Genomic DNA, 22,383 nt, shown 5'->3' with positions numbered 1-22,383 from the left:
CCGGTTACGTTGTCCGGCAACGACGTGAGCGACGCACCGTCAGCGTCACGTGGGCATAGCTAGCTTGTTCGGGTCCACCGGATTTCCCTTCCGCCGCGTGTATCAGCGGCTGGCCACCCGCGATATCAGACCGGCCGTGCGCGTATATGCGCCCGGCGCCAGCCGTTTGATATTCCAACCGATCTTGGCCTCCAGTTGTGGCATGCAGTAGAGGTCGCCGCGATCGTGGGCGTCCAGACAGACGCGCGCGACTTTCTCCGCGGTGTAGCCGGTCCAGCTCATCAGCTTGGTGGCCAGCTGGCTGGACTCTTCACTGATGCGACCGGAGCCGACGATGTTGGTCTTGACGAAGGTGGGACACAACACAGTGACTTTGACTGCGCTGCCTGACAATTCGGCCGCCAGCGTTTCCGACAGGGAGAGCACCCCGGCTTTACTGACGTTGTAGGCGCCCATGCCCGGAGCCGCACCGAACGCCGCCGCCGACGCGACGTTGATGATGCCGCGGTCCGCGTGGGCGAGTCCGGCCTCGCGCAGGATTGGGGTGAACACCTGGCAACCGTGAATCGGACCCCAGAGGTTGATGCCCAGCACCCAGGTCCAGTCATCGAGCGCAATCTCGCCGATGGGTGCCCCGCCGGCGCCCACGCCGGCGTTGTTGATCACCAGAGTCGGCGGTGCCCCGAACCACGCTTGTGCCTCCTTGGCCAGGGCGACGACCTCGTCGAATACCGAGACATCACAGCGCACCGCGACGGCTTTGGCGCCCAGGTCGGTGAGCGCGTCGACGGTTTGTTGGGCGGCTTCCAGGTCGATGTCGCTGCACACCACTGCGCCGCCCCGGCGAGCGAGTTCGACGGCGAAGGCGGCGCCGATGCCGCTGCCGGCACCGGTGACGACCGCCAGCGCATCGCGGCTGGTGCATTTCCTGTTCAGGAGCTTGTCCAGGGGACCAAACATCAAACCGCCTCTGCCACTGTGCTTGGCCGGGGTGAGTCCCCGGGGAATCGAACGTAGCTGACCGCGATCGCACCGCACGAGCGCAGTGTCCCGCACCTCGGAGCGCCGTCGTTCATGTCACGGAGTCAATATCAAATGGTGACATTAGTCAATGGCAGGTTCTGGCCGATCCATTCGGAAACACGCTGCACCCAGGTGTCCGACTACTTCGGAATACGTTGCGTGGGTGGCGACCTGACGTCTAGGCAGGACGCCCGGACGAGCCGTCGAATCCATCGGCGCCGTCGGCACCGACCGCGCCCTGGTGCAGGCCGTGCGCACCAGCTTGCCCCGGAATACTGAAGCCGCCCTTGGTTCCTACACCGACACCTGGGTCCCCGCCCGCGCCGTAGCCACCGCCGGCACCCCCGCCGCCACCGTCCGCACCGCCACCTCCGCCGCCCGGACTACCGGCCGAACCGAACAAACCGCCCGCGCCGGCGTTGCCGCCGTTCCCCCCACTACCGCCCTGGCCGCCGTCACCACCGGTGCCACCGTCACCGCCGGTGCCTCCGTTGCCGCCGCTGCCACTGCCGCTGCCGCTGTCCTTACTGATAGAGCCCACGCCGGTGCCGCCCTGACCACCTTTGCCGCCGTCTCCTCCTACAGCGCCCTGACCGCCGGACCCGCCGGCCCCGCCCAGGCCGCCGTCACCACCGGTCCCGAACAGCAGTCCGCCTCGACCGCCGGCGCCACCGCTGCCGCCCTGGCCGCCCGCGCCACCGGATGCGCCGATCCCCCCGGTGCCACCGTCGCCACCGTTGCCGCCGAACCCACCGATCACGTTGCCGCTGTTGGCACCGCCGTAGCCTGTCCCGCCCATCCCGCCGGTTCCCCCGGTCCCGCCACTGATCCCGCCCGTTCCGCCCAGGCCGCCCTTGCCGCCTTGGCCGAGGCCAGCGGGGCCGCCCGGTCCCGCACCCAAACCGCCGTATCCGATTCCACCTGTTCCGCCGTCACCACCAGCTGCGCCCGTGCCGCCGGTGCCGCCGGTGCCGCCGATACCACCGGTGCCGGTACCGCCGGAGTTACCGGGTCCGGACGAGGCGCCACCGACGGCGTCGCCACCGCTGCCACCCAGACCGCCCACCGTGCCGGCCACCGCATCGGTGCCGCCGTTACCGCCGTGACCGCCGTGGCCCCCGGTGCCGGCGGCGCCCGTGTTCGCGCTGCCCTCACCGCCGGCACCACCCTGGCCGCCGGCCTGCGTGGGGGTGGCGCCGTCGGCGCCGGTGGTGCCGGGACTGCCGACAGGGTTCCCGCCCTTGCCGGGGATGCCGCTGTCGGCATAGTCGGACGGATTCAGCGCAGTGGCGTTGACGCCCGGCGCGCCCTGCGCACCCGCCCCGCCCTTTCCGCCCGCACCACCGTTGCCGGACAGGTACCCCGCGGTCCCGCCGCTACCACCGTCGCCTCCGTCGAGTCCGGCTGCCGTGGCGTTGCCACCGTCGCCACCCCTGCCTCCGTTGCCGAACAACCAGCCGCCGGCGCCGCCGTTGCCTCCGGCCGCCCCTGCCCCGCCGGCGCCTCCGAGGCCGCCGTTGCCGTACAGCCAGCCGCCAGCACCGCCGGCGCCACCGGCCTGGCCTGGAATCCCCGCCCCGCCGGCGCCACCGTTACCGATCAAGCCGGCCGCCCCGCCGTTGCCCCCCGCATGCCCGGCGACGGCAGTCCCGCCCTGACCACCGTTGCCGTACAGCAACCCGCCGGCCCCGCCGTCCTGGCCGGGCAGCCCGGCCGTCCCGTCACCGATCAGCGGACGGCCCAGCAGTGCCTGGGTCGGTGCGTTGATGAGGTTCAGCAGTTCTTGCAACGGCGCCGCACCGGCGGCTTCTGCCTGCGCGTAGCTGACCGTCGTCGCGGCCAGCAGGCGGGCAAACTGCTCCTGCGATGCCGCCAATTGAGTGTTCAGTGCCTGGAACTGTCGCGCGTGGGAGCCGAACAGCGCGGCAACGGCCTCCGATATCTCGTCCCGGGCCGCGGCCAGGACATTGGTGGTGGGCGCCGCCGCGGCGGCGCCGGCCGCGTCGATGGAGGCGCCGATGCCGGCTAATTCCGTTGCCGCCGTTGCCACTATCTCGGGTGCCACCATCACAAACGTCATCGACTGTCCCCTTTTTCGGTAGGCGTTACCGGGGATCCTAATTGGATCGGTGTCAGATGAGGCGGAAATTCATGGCGAAAGTCACGGCTGTTCCGCTTGACCGCAGACTTGCGCGACGATCGCTTTCTTATCGACCTTGCCGATCGGGGTGGTAGGCAGCGTCGGCAACGCGACCAGTTGGTCGAGGCGGACGTGGGTAGCCGCACCGCGCTGGTCCAGGTAGGAGTTCAACTCCGTGATCGTCACCGGTTTGCCGGCGAAAACCACAGCAGCACAGATCTTTTCACCAAGACCGGCGTCAGGTACCGGCACAGCGGCGACCGACCGGACCGACGGGTGGCCCAACAGATGCTCTTCGAGGTCCCGGGCGGAGATCGTCTCACCGGCGCGGCAGATGACATCCTTGACCCGGCCGGTGACCACCAGGTTGCCGTCGTCGCGCAACCGGACCAGGTCGCCGCTGCGGTAGAACCCGTGCGGATCGAAGCTGCGCTCGTTGTCGCGCTCGGCACGGAAATAGCCGTTGAGGGTGTAGGGCCCCCGCACCAGCAGTTCACCGTCGGCGCCGGGTGCGACCGGTGCGCCGTCGGCATCGACGATGCGTATCTCGTCGGCCGGGCTCAGCGGTCGGCCCTGGGTGTGCTCCAGCACCTCCGGTGCGTCGTCGAGGCGGGTGAAGTTCAGCAGTCCCTCGGCCATGCCGAATACCTGCTGCAGGCCCGGTGTGAGTGCCGCGCGAATGGCAGCAGCGTCCACGGATTCGAGCTTGGCGCCACCAACTTGCAGCAGCCGCAGCGTCTTTGGTGTCACTGGTTCCCAATCGCAAGCCTGCGCCCACAGATTGGCCAGGGCCGGTACCAAGGCGGTGACGGTGACGCTATGGCGGTCGATGGTGGCGAATGCGGCCTCGGGGCTGGGGTCGGTGCCGAAAACGACGGTGGCGCCGACGCTGATAGCGCCGAGGATGCCGGGGCAGGCGAGCGGAAAGTTGTGCGCCCCCGGCAGTATCGCCAGATACCTGTCGTCCTCGGTCAGGCGGCACAGCGCGGCGCTCGCGGTGGCGTTGTAGACGTAGTCGTCGTGTGTGCGGGGGATCAGTTTGGGCGTCCCGGTAGTGCCGCCGGACACCAGCAACAACGCCGGGCCCGCGGTGTCCACCGCGACGTCCGGGACAGCGCCGTCCGGCAGTGCCGACCACGACAGGAACGGTCCGGGGTCACCGTCGACGACGACGTGCCGCAACCGGGGGTGCCTGGCGACCAGTTGTTCGGCCATCGGACGGTAGTCGAAATCCCCGGCCTGTGCGGCGACGATCAGTCCGACGGCGCCGCTGACTTCGGCGAAATGAGTCAGCTCCGCTGCCCGGTGCCCCGGCAGACACATCACCGGGATGGCACCGGCGCGCAGTACGCCGAACAGGGCGACCGCGAATCGACACGAATTGGGCAGTGCGAGAAGCACCCGATCGCCGGGGGCGATTCCCAGCGACGCCAACCCAGCCGCCGCACGGTCGGCAAGTTCGTCCAGTTCTGAGTAGGTATGGCCAGCGAGCGAGTCGACGACTGCGAGGTGGTCGGGCCGCGTCGCCGCGACCTGGCGCAGCAGGCCGGGCACCGTCTGGCCGGTCCAGTAGCCGGCCGCTCGATACGCGGCGGCCCGGTCCGGGGGAAACGGGATGAAACCGTCCGGGGCGCTGGTCTGGGACGAACGGAAAGGACGTGTAGGCACTCGGCAGCTCCCTTGGGGTGAGCGTGTCAGCCCATCGAATATAAGGTAGCGTACTCAAAAGTTAGGGCAGCCTGAGCTAATTCGGAGGTGGGGTCGTGGGCGGCGCGTCATTCGCTGATACGTCAGCGAACCGGCACGGCCAGCCGACAACTCACCAGGTGCTGCGGGCCGCCCCCGAGGCCGGTGCGCGGTGACCTCGACGCTGGCAATCGTCGGCGCGGGCGCCAAAGCGGTGGCCGTGGCGGCCAAGGCGGCGGTGCTGCGCGAAATGGGCATCGACACGCCGGACATCGTGGCGATCGAACGCACCGGGGTGGCGGCGAACTGGCTGCCCGGCGGCGGCTGGACAGACGGTCGGCAACGGTTGGGCACCAGTCCGGAAAAAGATGTCGGCTTCCCGTACCGGTCGGCCCTGGTGCCGGGGCGGGACTCCGAGATCGACGAGCAGATGATGCGATTCAGCTGGCAGTCCTACCTGGTTGCGACGGACCAGTTCGTCGGGTGGATCGATCGCGGCAGGCCGGCGCCGGCGCACGACACGTGGGCACGCTACCTGCGTTGGGTCGCCGAAGTGGCCGGCCTGAAAGTCGTTGCCGGCGAAGTACGCAAGATCTCCATTGAGGGATCGCGCTGGGCGATCGGCACGGCCGATTCCACCGTGACGGCCGACTCGCTGATGATGACCGGCCCGGGCCAGCCGGAGCGGTCGATGCTCTCCGGTGATCCGCGAGTGTTGTCCATCGCGCAGTTCTGGGAGCGCGCCGGGCAGCACGACCGCATCGTGGCGGACAGCGTCGCCGTCGTCGGAGGTGGCGAGACCGCGGCCTCGATCCTCAACGAGCTTTTCCACCACCGGGTTTCGGCGATCACGGCGATCTCACCGCAGGCGACGCTGTTCACCCGCGGCGAGGGTTTCTTCGAGAATTCACTGTTTTCCGATCCCGCCGGGTGGCGCAACCTCAGCCATGCCGAACGACGCAATTGCATCGCCCGAACCGATCGCGGGGTGTTCTCCGCGCGGGTCCAGGAGTCACTGCTGGCCGACGAACGCATCAAGCACATGCGTGGGCGGGTGGCTCGAGTTGTGGACAGCGACAACAAGATCTGGATCACCTTGCGCACCGACAACTGTGGTGAACCGCAGGAGACACTGCACCGTTTCGAGCTCGTCATCGACGGGTCCGGTGCCGACCCGCTCTGGTTCCTGCCGGTACTGCACCCCGACACCGTGCGCCTGCTGGAAGCGGAGGTGGGTGCGCCGCTCAACGGGGAACGCCTCGAAGAGGCCATCGGACCCGACCTGGCCCTCTCCGGTATCACTCCGAAGTTCTTCCTGCCCAATCTGTCTGGTGTGAACGAAGGCCCTGGTTTCCCGAATCTGAGCTGTCTGGGATTGCTCTCCGACCGGGTGCTGGGTGCCGAGATCGGGGTCGCCCGGTCGACCGACCGTGGGAGAAGCGATGAGTATCAATCCGTTTGACGACGAGCTGGGCACGTTCTACGTGCTGACCAACGACGAAGATCAGCACAGCTTGTGGCCGACGTCGATCGAGAAGCCCGCCGGATGGCAGGTGGTGTTTGGCGCGGACACCCGGGCGAACTGCCTGGCCTATGTCGAGGACAACTGGACCGACATGCGTCCCAGGACTCTTCGCGAAGCGATGGCCCAGGACTGAGACCCAGGTGTGATTTCTAGGCGTCCAGCTTCGCCAGCACGTCGGCGATGGATGCCCCGCCGAGCAGCTCCCCGACCTCGAGGTCGTGATCGAACTCCATCTTGACGCGGCGCCGGAACTCCAAGGCCTGCAACGAATCCAGGCCGATCGCCACCATCGGAGTGCTGGTGTCGATGCTGGCGACGTTGTCGACACCGATAGCCCCGGCCAACAGGCTGAGCAAGCGGTGCGAGACGCCGGTCGGTGCAGTCGATGCGGCGACGGCGCTGACGGTGGGATCTGCCGGGGCCGCATTGGTCAACTGCGACAACAGCGAAGCGCGCCCGCAGGTCTCCAGCACCGACCGCGCCCGGTCCAGGTCGAATGCCGCGACGGCGGCATTCCTGGTCAGCCTCCGCATCCCGACGGCCAGTGCGTCAGCCGGCTGCATCGGTACGACGCCGATACCGGCCAGCATCGCCAGGCCGGACTCGTCGAGATGAACTTGCCAATGCCCCCACTGCACCGAAACACAGTCCAGCCCGCCGGCCCGCAACTGCTGTGCCAACGCATCGAGCATGCGGTTGCCGGCGGCATACAGTGCCAGTCCACGCCCGCCCACCGTCGCCGACACCGAAGAGCACAGCAGCACCCGGCAGTCTTCGGCCCGCGGGAAAACGCTGAGGACACGCGAGATACCGACGACCTTGGCGCCCAGTGCCGTGGTCACCTGTTCGGCGGTGATGTCCTCGAGTTCCACACCCGAATACTCCACTGCGGCATGGATTATCAGATCGGCCGGGGCGTCCTGATGCTGGTCGGCCAACCGGGAGACCGCGGCTTCGTCGCTGAGGTCGCACGCCGCGACATCGATTCGGGTGGCGCTGGCCGACCGGATCAGACGTAGCCGGTCCGTGACCGCCGGGGTCTCACCGGACCTGTTGACCAGGGTGATGCGCTGGACACCCTGCTGGGCGAAGTACGCGCCGAATTCGAGTCCGAGCTTGCCGGTGCCTCCGACGATCAGCACGTGTCCGGGGGCGGCGGCGGTCGGCTCCGCAATGCCTTCTCCGGCCGCCACGATTCGCTTCGCGTACAGGCCGCCGTTGCGCAACGCCAGCTCCGACTCCCCGTCGGTGTGCAGGGCTTTGAGCAACGAGCGCGCCGCATCAGTCGGCGCCGCGTCGACCGGCAGGTCGAGGTGGCGGAAATGCACACCGGGGTACTTGGCGCCGACGCTGCGAAATCCGGCACTGGCCGCGGCGTGAACCAGATCCGGCGGCCCATCTGCGTCGATGACGGCCTCGCCGCCCACGGTCACCAGCCAGCAGTGGGCGACCGGCGCGGGGACCCCGTGCCACCAGGTGCGCTCGGCGAAGAAGGCTGCGACCTGATCGGTCGCGGCGGCGGGACCCAGCTCCGGCGATTGCGGTAACAGGATGACCTGGGTGTCGACATCACCGACGGCGGAATCAGGTCCGATCGGGACGGCGGTCGCGCCGAGTTCGGCTGCTGCCGTGCGCAACTCGTTGGCCAATTGTGCGCAGTCACCGGTGTGGTCGATGATGCCGATGGTCCGCGGGCGGGTGAGGGAAAGCCGGCTCAGTCGAACCCACTCTTCGGTGAGCAGTCTCGCGGCCGGGCCCCGGGCCGGCTCGGGCTCGGGCACCGTCTTCATGCGGGTGCGGCGCGGCAACACCTCGTCGTAGGGCAGCCACAGCGGGACGTCATTCATCAGGGAGTTGGGGAAGTCGGGCAGCGGCAGCGCTACCGGCCCGTCGTCGTCGACACGCAGTCGATCCCACGGGAAGTCCAGGTCGTGTACCGCCAGTTGTGCCAGGTTACGGGTGAACTCGGCGAGGTCGGCGGCAGAACGAGTGGAAGTGCCCACCACCCGGAGGTCGGTGTCCTGACCGGCGAGATTTTCCTGGATGGCCAACTGCAGGGTCGGGTGCTCGGCCAGCTCGACGAACGTATCGGCGCCCAGTCCGGCGGCGGCGGTCATCGCTTTGTCGAACCGGACGGTATTGCGCAGGTTCCAGAACCAGTACTGATCGACCGGGAGGTCCGGGGTGATCGGGGCGCCGAGAGTGGAACCGACGCAGTCGATCTCGCTGTCCAGGAACTTCGGATTCTCCAGTTGGTCTTGCGATGCGGTGCGGACCTTGTCGCCGAGCGCGTTGATCAGGCTGGTGTGCGCGGGATACTGGACGCCGATGACCCGGGCGAAAACCCCCCGCTCGGTCAGCGCATCCACGATGTCCTGCACCGTGTCGCGATCACCCGAGATACCGGACATGTTGGGCGAGTTGACAACCGACAGTTCGGCGAAGTCCGAGCAGCGGGCCAGCAGATCAGCACAGCTCTCCCGGTCGGTGGCGACGACCGCCATCGCGTAGTCACCGGACTCGATCTGCTCGGCAGCCTGCGCGCGAATTCCGATGATGCGCACGGCATCTGCCAACGTGATCAGACCCGATACGTAGGCCGCAGCGATCTCGCCCTGGCTGTGCCCGACGGCCACGTGCGGCGTGATCCCGACGGACTGCCAGGCCGCGGCCAGACCGGCCATCTGGGTGAACAACGCCGGCTGAACGGTGCTGGCGTTGCCGTCGACCGTGAATTCTTCGTCGAGCAGGTAATTCAGCGGTGACCGACCGGAAAGCTCGGCGAAAACCGCCGCGCACCGATCCACTTCGCCGCGGTAGGCCGGGATCCTCTCGTAATAGAGCCGTCCCATTCCGGGGCGCTGACTGCCCTGGCCGGGGAATACGAACGCGAGCCGACGGGCAACCGCCGGCGACGCGGTGCGGTGCACCGCAGGATGCTCGCGGCCGTCGCCGATGGCCCGCAATGCCGCCAGCAACTCGTCACGGGTGGCGACCACGGCCAACGCGCGGTGCTTGCGCGCGGCCCGGGTGCGAAACAACATCTGCGTGATCGCCTGAGGTGTCACCTCCGGATGCATCGAGGCGTACGCATGCAGCGCAGTGGCCTCGCCGCGCAGCAGGTCTGCGGTATCGGAGGCCAGCAGTACCGGCACCGAGCCGTCCGGAAGTCGGTAGGAAACCCCGCAATTGGCCACGGTCACTTATTCACTTCCTGCCGGCGCGGGCATTTCGAGGATGGCGTGCGCGTTGGCGCCTCCCGCGCCGAAGGATGATGTCGCGCCGTAGCGGACGCCGTTGGTGGGTGCCCACTCGTGCACTTTGGTGGCCAGCCGGATCCCGACCAGATCCCAGTCCAGCATCTTGGTCGGATTGGCCGCGTAGAGAGTTGGCGGAATCTGGCCGTGGTGGCCCGCCAGCAACAGCTTGATCAGGCCGAGAATTCCCGATGCCGACTGGGGATGCCCGATGTTGGGCTTGATCGAACCCAGCAGGGCCTCGGATCCGGCGGCACCGTAGGTCTTGAACAACGCGAGAAGTTCCACCGGGTCACCGGCCGGGGTCGCGGTCCCGTGCCCTTCGATCATGCCCACTATGGCCGGGTCGATTCCGGCCGCGTCCAGCGTCTTTCGGACCACTTGTTCCTGCGCTCGTACCCGCGGGACCAGGATCGGCTTGCCTTTGCCGTTGTGGTTGGTACGGATCGCCAGGATGCGTCCGTACACCGGGTGCCCCAATTGCCGTGCGCGCGACTCGCGTTCAACGATCACCATGCCCGCGGCTTCGCCCCACACGGTGCCGCTGGCGTCATTGCTGTAGGCGCGACAATGCCCGTCGTCGGAAAGCGCGTTCAGCCTGGAGAATTCGTAGAACGCACCGGGGGAGCCCATCACGCACACCCCACCGGCCAGTGCCCAGTCGCACTCATCGGAGGCCACCGCCGACGCGGCCAGGTGTAGCGCGGTGAGCGACGACGCGCAGGCGGTGTCGACGCTGACCGAGGGGCCGGTGAGTCCGAGGCTGTGCGAAATCCTTGCGGCGCCTCCCAATTGGCCCAAGCTGGCGATCCGATGTCCGGTCAAGGCGTCGGCCACCGATGCGCGCGGACCGTACTCCATCGGCGACATGCCGACGAAGCAGCCCACGAATTCGCCTTCCAGCGCCGCGGGATTGATGCCGGTGTTCTCCAACGCTTTCCATGCAAGTCGCATCGCAACACGTTGCTGGGGGTGCATGACCAGCGCCTCGCGGTGGGTGATGCCGAACAGCGTCGGGTCGAATGCCGTTGCCTTGTCCAGGAATCCGCCCGCATCGTGGACCGGGCCCCAGCCGTCCATCTCGCTGACCGAGAACAGATCCTCGAGCGGCCATCCGCGATCGCGCGGAAAGGGACCGATCAGCTCCTTGGCCTCGGTCAGGGCCTGCCACAGCGCTGCGGGGGTGTCGATGCCGCCGGGCGCCTCGACGGCCAGTCCGGAGATGACGATGTGGTCGGGACCGCCGTAGGTCATGAGGTCTGCCCGGACTGCCGCAGGTCGCCGGCCAACAGTTCCACGATGGCGTCGATGTGTGTGTCGAGGAAGAAGTGCCCGCCGTCGAACATCGTCACCTCGACGGTGTCGGAGTGCTTGCCCCACCCGTAGAGGTCGCCCAGCGTCACAATCGGATCCTGGTCACCGCCGATCGCGTGGATCGGGGCCCGAACCTTGGTGCCTTCGTCGCAGGCATAGGCGTCGCAGGCTCGGTAATCGGCTTTGATCACCGGCAACGCCAGTCGCATCAGGTCCCGGTTCCCGAAGACGTCGGAATTGGTGCCCTCCAGCGCAGCGAGATGGTCGAGGATCTCCTCGTCGGTCTCGGGGTGGGCCGGCTTGTTCGCCGCGTTGCACGGGGCGACCGCCGCCGAGACGTTGAGTTGTCCGACGTCGACGCCGTTGGCTTCGGCGATCCGGACGAACTCGAACGCCACCCAGCCCCCCATGCTGTGCCCGAACGCGATGACCGGCACGCCGCGGTTGTGATCCGAACGTGCGAACTCCTCGAATGCTCCGGCAGCGATCTCGGGCAGTGAACCCAGCGCTGGTTCGGCGGCGCGGTCCTGCCGTCCGGGGTACTGGAAGACGATCACGCTGAACTTGTCGCTGAGGGCTTTAGCGAAGGTGCGGTAGGCGGATGCGCCGGCGCCGGCATGCGGGAACACCAACAGGGTGGGGTTCTCGGGCGATCCCGGCTTGTAAAACTGCCTGATCCACCCCAGTGTGCGCGGCATGCAACCTGACCTTTCGCCTACTCATTCGCCCACTGCGGGTGCGCAGCGCTTTGCCGGGCCTGCATTCGGCTTGAGCCTAGTCGGACAGCGAGCCATAACTTAGCGAAGGCTAACATAATTTCAACTGGCCCCAGCGTGGGGTGACCCGCCGCCGACATCCATTCGGTGCAGGTCGACGACCTGCTGGGGGTGATCGTCGGGCCGATCGCGGACCATCAGGACGGCCCGCTTACCGGGCAGGTCGAGCTCCCCGGCGCGATGAAAGCCGGCACGCTCGAACGTCCGGATGGACCTGAGATTGCCCACGTCGGGCTCGGCGACCACTCGCGGGGACCGCGGGTCGGCATCGAGTTGCCAGTTGGAGACGGTGTGTAACAGTTCCGCGGCCAGGCCCCGCCCGCGGTGCTCGGTCGGTCCGAGCAGTAGATGGACGCCGAGGTCGTGCTCGCGGGCGGCGTAGTGCCCGGCGAGTGGATCAAGGTCGGCGCGGTAGAGCTCCCAGTAGCTCATCGGCGTACCGTTCAACAACCCGAGGTACGGCGTGGAGTGCGCGCTGTGATCCTGGTCGAGCAGGTAGGACCGGACCCGATCGCGCTCCCACCCCTTCTGCCAGTACCGGGCCACTGGAGGGTCGTTCATCCAGCCGTGCATCAGGGTGAGGTCGCGGTCGACCTCGAGGCGTCGCAGCGCGAACTCACCCACCTGCGCGCCGAAATCCACCTTGGCGCAACGCTGGTGCAGATCGCGCGCGTTCACGCCGGTACCTCCGCCGTTTCAGGGACGTTCCACCCGTTTTCCCCGGGCGGGCAATAGCCGACGGGGTGCGCGGATGGTCGCATTGATTATCGCGCCAGCGCGACGGCCGCGGGAACTGGGTAACTTAGCGAAGGCTAACATAATCTGCTGTAGCTACACCGGGTCGACCACACCTACCAGGACAGAACGGGGGTCCGTCTGATGCGAACGGTGCCGATGGCAGTGCTCGAGCCGCGGTACGGTGGTGCGCCGGGTCAGGTGATCGTGCCAAAGTGGGGTGGCGCGGCGATGTCCGGTCCGGGGGGCTACCGCGGCACCAGAGGCGTCCTGCCGACGCGTGGTCGGCCGCGTTCCGCGGGCACGACCCCTCTCGCGCGGCGGTTGTCTGGCCGATCCGGCATAACGGCGAGCTGAAACCCAGGAGTTGAGACCACCCATGGCAGACGATGCCAAGACTCTGCAGGAACGTCGCCGCGACCTGCTACGCCGACGAATCGTCGAAAGCGGTGTAGCGGCCGGGAAAACGGCCCCGGCGGCACACCTGCGCCCGGGCGAGCGCTACCGGCTGTCGACCGGGCAGCGCCGCATGTGGTTCCTGCAGGCCATGGACGCCGACGACACCACCCTGAACATCTGTGTGGCCTATCAACTGAACGGTGCGCTGGACGAGGCGCGATTGCGGACCGCCGTGGGCGAGGTCATCGCGCGGCACGCGATTCTGCGCACCACCTACGGCGTGGACAGCGAAGGCGAGCCCTACCAGGTCTTCCAGGAGCACGTCGAAACTCCTTGGCGGGTACTGGATTCAGCGGGTCAGTCGGTGGCGGACCTGGCCCGCGGTGAATTCGGTCGCCCGTTCGACCTCGCTGCCGATGCGCCGCTGCGGATCACCCTGATCCGTACTGCCCCGGGCGAATTCGTGCTGCTGCTCGTCGTCCACCACATCTGCTGGGACGACGAGGCGTGGGAGGTGTTCTTCACCGAGCTCAGCGCTGCCTATAACGGTGAAACCCCCGCCGACCCGGCGGCGCAGTTCGTCGCGGTCGAAGTGCTGGGGGGAACCGATGAACCCAGCATGAGCGACGTCGGTTACTGGGCCGACAGATTGCGCCCCGCGCCCGAACCGCTCGAGCTGCCCGGAGTTCCTGCGGCGCACCCGACGCGCCGGGCCGAGCGGGTGACCAGGGGCTTCCCGGACGGATTGTTCGACCGGCTCGAGCAATTCGCCCGACAGCACGCCGCCTCGCCGTTCATGGTGCTGCTCGCGGCCTACGGGGTGCTGGTGCGCCGCTACACCGGGGCGTCGGACTTTCTGGTCTCGGTGCCGGTGACCGACCGGAAAGCGGCCGCCGAGAAGGTGATCGGTTATTTCGGGAACACTCTGTTGCTGCGCCTCACCGCGCGGCCGAACGACACCTTCAACACGTACGTCGACGCCGTGCGCGACACCTGCCTGGACGGCTTCGCTCACCAGTCGGTCGGCATCGACCGCGTGGTGCGCGAGGCGAATCCGGAGCGCATGGGCCACGACGGCATGGACCAACTGGTGCGGCTGGGATTCAGCATGCGCAAGAGCGTCAGCGGATTCGCGTTGGACGGCGTGCAGGTGCGGCAACTTGACCTCGGCGCGGTCACCGCCCACCTGCCGCTCGCCCTGGCGATCGTGCTGGATCCCGAAGGCGTCCTGACCGAGTTCGAATACCAGACCGACATGCTGAACCCCGCCCTCGTCGAACAGATGGCGGCGCATTACCTTCAGTTGTTACACAATGCGATTGGCCAGCCCGACCGCCGGCTGACCAGCCTGGACATGCTCGACGCCGCCGAACGCGCAACGGTGCTGGAGCAGTCGCACGGCGAACTGGTGCCGATGCCGCCCACCACGATGGTGGCGGTGCTGGAAGCGGCCGCCGATGCCCGCCCCGACGCGGTCGCGCTGATCTCCGACCACACCCGGCTGACCTATGCCGAACTGCATGGCCGGGCAAATCGCTTGGCGCGCTGGCTCATCGGGCAGGGCCTGGGGGCAGAAGACATCGTTGGTCTACGTCTGACGACATCGATCGAATTCATCATCGCGATGCTCGGGGTGCTCAAAGCGGGTGCGGCCTACCTGCCGATTGACCCGGCCTACCCGGACGAACGCATCGAATACCTGGTCAGCGACGCGGGCCCGCAGCTGGTGCTGGGGCGCCCAGAACTGGAGAGCGCAGAACTGCAGGCCCACCAGCTGTCCGACGGCCCGCTCACCGACGCCGATCGGCGTTGCGTGCTGCGCCCGGAGCAGTTGGCCTACGTCATCTACACGTCCGGTTCCACCGGCCAGCCCAAGGGCGTGGCCGTGTCTCACCACGCGATCGCCGAACACGTGCAGGGTTTCGCGGCGGAGTGGAGTATGACCGCCGAAGATCGCCTGCTGCAATCGTCTTCGGTCAGTTTCGACGCGTCGCTGCTCGACATCTTCGTGACCCTGTCGCTGGGCGCGCAACTGGTGGTCCCCAAACCGTCCCCACTCGGCGGGGTCTTCAGCGACATATCCTATGTCGCGGACCTGATCAGCCGGCACAAGATCACCGTGCTGCACATGGTGCCGTCCATGCTGAGCACACTGTTGCTGCTGCCGCAGGTCAAGGAGTGGCGACAGCTGCGCCATGTGCCCGTCGGCGGCGAAGCGCTCGCCGGTGAGGTGGCCGACAAGTTCGCCGGATACTTCGACGCGCAGTTGCGCAACCACTACGGACCCACCGAGGCCGTCGTCTGCTCGACGCACCTGGTGGTCGACGGATCCCACGGGGTACGCGTCGTCCCCATCGGCGTGCCCAATCGCAACGTTTACACCTACGTGCTGGATGAGGAACTGCAACCGGTGCCCGCGGAGGTGATCGGGGAGCTGTACCTCGGCGGGGTGCAACTCGCGCGCTGCTACCTGGGCCGGCCCGGACTGACCTCGCTCCGCTTCGTCGCCGACCCGTTCAACCCCGGCAACCGGCTGTACCGCACCGGAGACCTGGTGCGCCGCAACATCTCTGGACAGCTGGAATTCATCGGACGTGCCGACGAGCAGGTCAAGGTGCGTGGCTACCGCATCGAACTCGGCGAAGTCGAATCCGTGATCGCCACCCACCCGGCGGTGCGGCACTGCCTGGTGGTGGCCGAGGACACCGGGGCCGGGCCCATGCTCGCTGCCTACCTGGTACCTGCGACCGGTGGCACCGAGTCGGATCTCGACCTCGATCTGGACGACGTCCGCACGCACGCGGCCGCGACGCTGCCGGAATACATGGTGCCCAGCGCTTTTGCGGTGATCCCCGAAATCCCGCTCACGGTCAGCGGGAAACTGGACAAGCGGGCGCTGCCGGCACCGACACCGGTCGCGGTGCGCAGCTACCGCGAACCGGCCACGGAAACCGAACGCCGGCTGTGTGCGATCTTCGCGCGGCTGTTCGGCTGGGAAAAGGTCGGTGCGGAAGATTCGTTCTTCGGGTTGGGCGGACACTCACTGCTCGCGGCGCGACTGGTCGCCCAGATCCGCGCCGAGTTCGGCGTGGAGCTCACCGTGCGGGCGGTGTTCGACACCCCGACCCCCGCCGGTCTGGCGACCAGACTGGTCGAGCAGTTCCGCGACCAGTTCGGGGTTGACCTCGACGGGGACGCCGAAATACCGGCGCCGCACTCGAGTCGGCCGCAGCTGGCCGTAGAGCTCGACCGCCCGGAACGGCCACCGCTGTCCTACTCGCAGTTCGCGATGTGGTTTCAGTACCGGATGCGCGGCGGCAACGACGTCTTCAACATGGCACTCACGCTGCGCTGCAACGGACCGTTGGACCGGGATGCACTCGCCGCCGCGTTGAACGACGTCGTGGCCCGGCACGAGGCACTTCGCACGAATTTCGTTGAGCACGAGAATATTCCGTATCAATTCGTGCATCCGGCCCGCGAGGTCGAACTTGCCGTCCGCAATGTCGAACCCGGACACTTCGACGAGACAGTAGCGCAGCTGCGCGGGCATGTGTTCGCTCTGGAATCCGATCTGTTGATCAGGGCTACCCTGTTGGTCCTCGACCCGGACACGAGCGTGCTTCTGCTTCTCGTGCATCACATTGTCACCGACCACAGCTCGCTGGGCATCCTCTTCGAGGATCTGTTGACGGCGTACCGGGCCCGCCTGCAGCAGAACGCGCCGCGCTGGCCGACGCCTGCGGTTCCGTTCGTCAATTTCGCACTCTGGCAACAAGATGCGTTCAACCCCTCGAACGAATGGGGGACGGCCGAACTGGCGCACTGGTCGCAGGTGCTGGACGGCATGCCCTTCGAGATCTCCCTGGGTGCCGACCACACCCGTCCACCGGTGCTGGGCCGGCGCGGCGAGGTCGTCAACTTCACGGTGCCGCCCCATCTGCGCGCGGCGCTGACACAACTGGCGGAGCGCCACGAGGCCAGCGAATTCATGGTCTACCAGGCCGCTACGGCGGTGGTGCTGCACAAGCTGGGCGGCGGTACGGACATCCCGATCGGCAGCCCGATCACCGCACGAGTTGACGTGGCTACCAACGAGATCAACGGACCGTGCGCCAATGTCGTGGTGCTGCGCAACGACCTGTCCGGCGATCCGACGCTGCTCGGCATGGTCGCTCGCAGCCGGGACGTGGTGCTCGATGCCCTGGCGCACCAGGAACTTCCGGTGGAACGTGTCGTCGAGGCGCTCAACCCACCGCGGTCGCCGTCCCGCAACCACCCGCTGTTCCAGACCTCGATCCACTTCCACGGCGAGGACTGGGCGTTGCTGGCACGCGACCTCACCGGAGACGGACAGACCCGGGTCACACCGATTCCGATGGACTTCGAGATCTCGATCCTGGACCTCAACGTCGTCTTCGCCCTCACGCCGGACTCGGCAGTCAAAGTCCGCGTCGTGGGTAACGCCGATCTCTACGAACCGGCCACCGTCCAACTCATCGCCGACGCGCTCGAGGCGGCATTGCAAGCGTTTGCGAGCACGCCCGAGTCGGCGGTGTCCAGTGTGCAGTTGCTGCCTGAAGCCGACCAGCAGCGCCTGCTGGCACCCGCTTCCCCGACGGCAGCGCAGCGCTCGCACCCGGTGGTCGGTGGTTCGGAGGAGACCGAGCGGGCCTTGATCGCCCTGCTGGAGGAGTTGCTCGAGATCACCGAGATCGACCGGGAGGACAACTTTTTCGCGCTCGGTGGCGACAGCATCATCTCGGTGCAGTGGTCAGCCCGGGCCAGCGCGCAGGGGCTGCCGATGACACCGGCGATGGTGTTCGAGAACATGACCATCGCCGAACTTGCGGCGGCCGTCGACGCGGGCGCCGGTCAGGCAGCGCCCGACCAGCCCGCAGCGCCGTCCGCGCCGATGAGTGCGTCGGGCCTGGATGCCGACGCGCTGGCGGCTCTCACGGCGTCGTGGAATGAGCAGCCGTGAGGCGATCGTGACGACCGCCCCGCAGCAGATCGAGGACGTGCTCGCGCTGACTCCGCTGCAGGAGGGCCTGTTCGCGCTGTACCGCCTCGCCGAGGACAGCCTCGACATCTACACCATGCAATTCGTCGCCGATATCGACGGTCCGCTCGACGTCGCGTTGCTGCGACGCAGCGCCCAGGCCCTGCTGGATCGGCACCCGAATCTGCGCGCCGCCTTCTGGGACCGCAATGTGCCCCGACCCGTCCAGATCGTGCCCGTCCACGCGGAGCTGCCCTGGACCCAACGCAGCACCACGGCAAGCGAATTCGATTCGATCGCCCGCTCGGAGCGGCGCCGCCCATTCGACCTGAGCCGCGGTCCGGCACTGCGCGTCGTGCTGCTCTCGGTGCCCGGCGAGACCAGGCGACGAATGATCTTCACCGCCCACCACATCCTGATGGACGGGTGGGGTCTGGGGGTGTTCTTCACCGAGATGCTCGCGGTGTATCAGGCGGGTGGTTCGACTGACGGGCTGCCGAATCCGCGCCCGTACCGCGACTACATTGCCTGGCTGGCACAACAGGACCGATCGCTCGCGCTGGCCCGGTGGACCGAGTATCTGAGCCGGGTCTCCGGACCGCTCATGATTGCCGACGGTGCCGTGCCGTCCAGCCACGGGGTGCCGGGGCAGTCCAAGCTGCTGCTGCCTGCAGCAGATACGATGCGCCTGCGAAAGTGGGCGGGGCGCAACGGGTTCACGCTCAATACGGCGGTGCTGTTCGCCTGGGTCGTGGTGCTGGGCCGGCTCACGGACCGGCGCGACGTCGTCTTCGGGACCGTCGTGTCCGGCCGGCCCGAACAGCTGCCCGGTGTGGAGACCATGGTCGGAATGTTCATCAACACGGTGCCGGTGGTGCACGACCTGAGCCGCGCCGACTCGGTTGTCGAGCAGTGTTCGCGGCTACAGCGCGAATCGTCGGCGCTGCGTGACATCAGCTATCTCAGCCTCTCGGAACTACAGCGCGCGCACGGCCACGGCGGTCTGTTCGACACGCTGTTCGTGTTTGAGAACGCGCCGTTCGAAGCCGCCATCGCGCCGGTGACAACCGCCGACGGCGCCCGATTCGAACCGGTGACGGGCGAGAGTCTCACGCATTACCCGCTGACCGTTGTCGCGCACCTGATGGGTGACGAGCTGGTCATCGTCATCGAGGCGATACGCGAAGCGCTGCCACATCTTTCGCCCACAGCGCTCGGCGAACGAATAGTAGCGGTGCTGCGACAGCTGCCCGACATCGACGACGGGACACCCGACGCGCTGGACATCCTCACCCCGGCGGAGCGCGCCGCACTCGGTGCGGTGGCTACGCGGTTCGCGCCGCCGCCAGAGGCAACCGTGTGGGCGATGTTCGAACGGCAGGTCCGCGCCACACCCGAAGCGATCGCTCTCACCACCGGTGCTGGTGAACGCTATAGCTACGATCAGTTGTACGCTCGGGCAACTCAACTGGCTGCCGAGCTCGCTGACCGGGGGGTGGGCCCCGAGCAGGCGGTGGCGCTGATGCTGCCCCGGTCATCCCGATTCCTGATAGCCATCCTTGCGGTACTGGCCGCCGGTGGCGCCTATGTGCCGGTCGATGTCAAGCTTCCCGATAAACGGGTGAAATCTATCCTGCGGCAAGCTAATCCGGTACTCATCCTGTCGGAATGCCAGTATGCAGACCTGCTGGAAGGACCGGTGCTGCTGCTCGACGACGAGGTCGCGCTGGAACGCATCGCCGCCCGGCCCGCGGTGGCGCCGAGCGTGCCCCGCCATCCCGAACAGAGCGCCTACATCATCTTCACCTCCGGCTCGACCGGCGAACCCAAGGGTGTGGTCGGGACCAATGCGGCCTTGCTCGGCTACTTCGCCGACCACCGCGAGCGGGTCTACCAGCCGGCTGTGGCGCGCCTGGGCCGAGCACTGCGTATCGCACACGCCTGGTCGTTCAGCTTCGATGCCTCTTGGCAGCCGATGGTCGGCCTGCTCGACGGTCACGGTCTGCACCTGTTCGATGGCGAGGAGATGCGCGACGCGGACCGCTTGGTGAAGGGCCTCATCAGCTTTCAGGTCGACATGATCGACACCACCCCCTCGATGTTCGTCCAATTACGTGCCGCCGGCCTGTCCGAGCACCCGCTGTGCGTGCTGGCGCTGGGGGGTGAGGCGATCAACAGCGCGTTGTGGCACCAGTTGCAGGCGCTTTCGTCGACCGAGGTCTACAACTGCTACGGACCCACCGAGGCGACGGTCGAGGCGGTGGTCGCCGCGGTCAACGACTATCCGGCTCCGACAATCGGCACCGCGAACATCGGAACCTGCGGCTACGTGCTGGATTCGGCGTTGCGCGCAGTCCCTGACGGCGCGGTGGGGGAGTTGTACCTCTCAGGGGCGCAGTTGGCCCGCTGTTACGTCGGCAAGTCTGCGATGACCGCCGCGCGCTTCGTCGCCGACCCGTTCCGGCCCGGGCAACGCATGTATCGCACCGGGGACCTGGTGCGCCGCCTGCCGCACGGGGGTTACGCCTATCTGGGTCGCGGCGACACCCAGGTGAAGATCCGGGGCTACCGCGTCGAAATCGCGGAAATCGAGGCCGCGCTGCGTAATCGGCCCGGGGTACACGACGCGGCCGTGGTGGTGTTGCAGCGCGACAGCGGTCCCACACTGGTGGGCTTCGTCGTCTGGCAGGAGAACGTCGGACCGGACCCGGTGCGGCTGCGTGCAGCGCTGGCCGAGCAGCTTCCGTCCTACATGGTTCCGGCCCCGATCCTGCCGATGACCCAATTACCCGTGAACGCCAACGGCAAACTGGACAGCGGCGCGCTGGAACAGGTGGCCCGCGACGCCCTGTCGCAGGTGTCCGCACGCGGCTCGGCTGCGGCGTCCACCGACACCGAGCGGGCGCTGTGCGAGATCTTCGCCGAGCAATTCAGCGGTATCACACCGCATGTCGACGACGACTTCTTTGCGCTCGGGCTCGACAGCATCTCGGCCATTTCGTTGGTCCATAAGGCCCAGCGGCGGGATATTGCGTTGACTCCGCGGATGGTGTTGACCTATCTGACTATTCGTGAATTGGCCGCCGCGGTCGACGCGAGAGTCGAATCGGGCGGGGCGGTGGCTCTCGCGGACTACGGCGAGGTACTCCCGCTGCCGATCGTGTCGTGGGTCAACGAGTACGGCAACTACCGACGCTTCACGAATACGATCTTGATGCGGCTGCCCTCCGACATCGAGCGGGCGGAACTCGAACTCGTGCTGCAGCTGCTCCTGGACGGGCACGAGGTGCTGCGCTCGATCATGACCGAGACGCCTGAGGGATCTCGTCTTTTGACCCGGGAACCTGGCGTGGTCAACGCCGCCGACGTGCTGTCGCGGGTGGACATGCCCACCCCGACCGATGCCGAATTGGCTTCGGCCGTCGCGGATACGGCCCGCGCCGCCATGGATGGCATCGATCCGCGCACCGGTGCCCTGGTGCGGGCAGTCTGGTTCGCCGGCACCAAGGACCGGCAGACATTGTTGCTCACGATTCACCACCTGGTGGTCGACGTGGTGTCCTGGCACATCCTGGTGAGCGACATCAAGGAGGCGTGGCGTTCGCTGCAGGCCGGTACCACCCCAAAAGCACTGCCCGAGTTCACTTCCTACCGTCGCTGGTGTGAGTTGATGTGGGACCGGGCGGGCCAGCCGCAGGTGCTGGCCCAGCGCGATTACTGGGCTGCACAGGTATCCGGGCCGGATCCCGCGTTGGGTGCGCGACACCCGGATCCCGCGCGCGACACCTGGTCTACCCTTCGGGTCCATACGATCCGCACCCCCGTGCATGTCACCGAGCGGCTGCTGGCCGCCCTCAACCGCGACGATCGCATGCGGGAAATCCTGTTGTGCGCCACCGCCATCGTGGTCGCGAGTTGGCGGCGCATGCGCAACCAGGATCCGGTCTCCGGTGCGCTCATCGCGTTGGACAGTCACGGCCGCGCCGACGGCATCGTGGGCGCCGACACAGCGAACACCGTGGGGTGGTTCACCAGCGCATATCCGGTACGGCTGGGCGTGGGAGCCGCCGTGGATATCGAGCGACTCGAGTCGGATCCCGAATCGGTGCGTGTCCTACTCGACGCGGTGACGGCCTATCTCGATGACGTCCCATTCGAAGGGCTGGATTACGGACTGCTGCGGTATATCGACCGTATTCCTGAATTGCAGGACAGAGAGCCGCAACTGCTGTTCAACTACCTGGGTCGGCTCGACCTCCGCAATGCAGAACACGAACCGTGGTCATTGCTCAGCGGTGCTGAAATCGAAACGGTGCCGATCGATCCCGAACCCGATCTACCGTTGCGGTTTGCGTTGAACATGAACGTGCTGGTGCGCGCCGCCCCCGACGGCTGGGAACTGATCAACAACCTGCTGTGGAGCGATGTCCTGTTCACCAGCTCCGATATCGAGTGTCTGACCGGCTTCTGGCAGCGCGCGGTGGCGACGCTGGCCGAGGCCCTGGACAGATACCCCGCGTAAGAGA

11 protein-coding genes are annotated in these 22,383 nt (G+C 67.3%); 4 read left to right on the top strand and 7 right to left on the bottom strand.

Annotation, left to right across the window (positions count from 1 at the left end; all coding sequences use genetic code 11):
* Window positions 1-102: 102 nt before the first annotated feature.
* The 3 genes from AC5Y3Z_RS18260 to AC5Y3Z_RS18250 all read right to left on the bottom strand — a co-directional run bounded on the left by AC5Y3Z_RS18260 (window position 103) and on the right by AC5Y3Z_RS18250 (window position 4,831).
* On the bottom strand, window positions 103-960 hold the full coding sequence (locus tag AC5Y3Z_RS18260) for an SDR family NAD(P)-dependent oxidoreductase (RefSeq protein WP_463824801.1): 858 nt from the start codon (window positions 958-960) through the stop codon (window positions 103-105).
* 241 nt (window positions 961-1,201) lie between these two features.
* Window positions 1,202-3,103 (bottom strand): PE family protein, encoded by a 1,902-nt coding sequence (locus AC5Y3Z_RS18255; protein WP_463824800.1) that lies wholly within the window; start codon window positions 3,101-3,103, stop codon window positions 1,202-1,204.
* A gap of 81 nt (window positions 3,104-3,184) precedes the next feature.
* The gene (locus AC5Y3Z_RS18250; protein ID WP_463824799.1) at window positions 3,185-4,831 is read right to left on the bottom strand and encodes a (2,3-dihydroxybenzoyl)adenylate synthase; all 1,647 of its coding nucleotides are present in this window, start codon (window positions 4,829-4,831) and stop codon (window positions 3,185-3,187) included.
* Window positions 4,832-5,021: 190 nt separating this feature from the next.
* On the opposite strand from AC5Y3Z_RS18250, the gene mbtG reads away from it, so the two are divergent.
* On the top strand, window positions 5,022-6,311 hold the full coding sequence (gene mbtG / locus AC5Y3Z_RS18245; RefSeq protein WP_463824798.1) for an NADPH-dependent L-lysine N(6)-monooxygenase MbtG: 1,290 nt from the start codon (window positions 5,022-5,024) through the stop codon (window positions 6,309-6,311).
* Window positions 6,292-6,507, top strand: a complete 216-nt coding sequence (locus tag AC5Y3Z_RS18240) for an MbtH family protein (protein WP_463824797.1) — start codon at window positions 6,292-6,294, stop codon at window positions 6,505-6,507. Before mbtG ends, AC5Y3Z_RS18240 begins: the two co-directional genes overlap by 20 nt.
* A 16-nt stretch (window positions 6,508-6,523) precedes the next feature.
* Here AC5Y3Z_RS18240 and nbtC read toward each other — a convergent pair whose 3' ends face one another.
* From nbtC to AC5Y3Z_RS18220, 4 genes are all read right to left on the bottom strand, one after another.
* The gene (gene nbtC / locus AC5Y3Z_RS18235) at window positions 6,524-9,577 is read right to left on the bottom strand and encodes a nocobactin polyketide synthase NbtC (protein ID WP_463824796.1); all 3,054 of its coding nucleotides are present in this window, start codon (window positions 9,575-9,577) and stop codon (window positions 6,524-6,526) included.
* Complete coding sequence (locus tag AC5Y3Z_RS18230) at window positions 9,578-10,885, bottom strand: beta-ketoacyl [acyl carrier protein] synthase domain-containing protein (protein WP_463824795.1); 1,308 nt, start codon at window positions 10,883-10,885, stop codon at window positions 9,578-9,580.
* Window positions 10,882-11,643: a thioesterase II family protein gene (locus AC5Y3Z_RS18225; protein ID WP_463824794.1), complete on the bottom strand. Its 762-nt coding sequence runs from the start codon at window positions 11,641-11,643 to the stop codon at window positions 10,882-10,884. The genes AC5Y3Z_RS18230 and AC5Y3Z_RS18225 overlap by 4 nt, the downstream gene beginning before the upstream one ends.
* A gap of 120 nt (window positions 11,644-11,763) precedes the next feature.
* On the bottom strand, window positions 11,764-12,399 hold the full coding sequence (locus AC5Y3Z_RS18220; RefSeq protein WP_463824793.1) for a GNAT family N-acetyltransferase: 636 nt from the start codon (window positions 12,397-12,399) through the stop codon (window positions 11,764-11,766).
* 436 nt (window positions 12,400-12,835) lie between these two features.
* Here AC5Y3Z_RS18220 and AC5Y3Z_RS18215 point away from each other — a divergent pair, with 436 nt between their 5' ends.
* A complete protein-coding gene (locus tag AC5Y3Z_RS18215) occupies window positions 12,836-17,839 on the top strand; it encodes a non-ribosomal peptide synthetase (RefSeq protein ID WP_463824792.1) in 5,004 nt (1,667 codons plus the stop codon).
* Entirely contained in the window at window positions 17,826-22,379 is a 4,554-nt protein-coding gene (locus AC5Y3Z_RS18210) for a non-ribosomal peptide synthetase (RefSeq protein ID WP_463824791.1), read from the top strand. The genes AC5Y3Z_RS18215 and AC5Y3Z_RS18210 overlap by 14 nt, the downstream gene beginning before the upstream one ends.
* Window positions 22,380-22,383 lie beyond the last annotated feature (4 nt).

This window comes from Mycobacterium sp. NGS61 (assembly GCF_059812325.1).
The sequence above is the reverse complement of the archived record's forward strand: the minus strand, read 5'-3'. Positions and strand labels throughout refer to the sequence as shown.

What these genes read in the sequence shown, in the direction of transcription:
- AC5Y3Z_RS18260 (WP_463824801.1), bottom strand. Translation starts at nt 960, where the DNA reads ATGTTTGGTCCCCTGGACAAGCTCCTGAACAGGAAATGCACCAGCCGC.
- AC5Y3Z_RS18255 (WP_463824800.1), bottom strand. Translation starts at nt 3,103, where the DNA reads ATGACGTTTGTGATGGTGGCACCCGAGATAGTGGCAACGGCGGCAACG.
- AC5Y3Z_RS18240 (WP_463824797.1), top strand. Translation starts at nt 6,292, where the DNA reads ATGAGTATCAATCCGTTTGACGACGAGCTGGGCACGTTCTACGTGCTG.
- AC5Y3Z_RS18230 (WP_463824795.1), bottom strand. Translation starts at nt 10,885, where the DNA reads ATGACCTACGGCGGTCCCGACCACATCGTCATCTCCGGACTGGCCGTC.
- AC5Y3Z_RS18225 (WP_463824794.1), bottom strand. Translation starts at nt 11,643, where the DNA reads ATGCCGCGCACACTGGGGTGGATCAGGCAGTTTTACAAGCCGGGATCG.
- AC5Y3Z_RS18215 (WP_463824792.1), top strand. Translation starts at nt 12,836, where the DNA reads ATGGCAGACGATGCCAAGACTCTGCAGGAACGTCGCCGCGACCTGCTA.
- AC5Y3Z_RS18210 (WP_463824791.1), top strand. Translation starts at nt 17,826, where the DNA reads ATGAGCAGCCGTGAGGCGATCGTGACGACCGCCCCGCAGCAGATCGAG.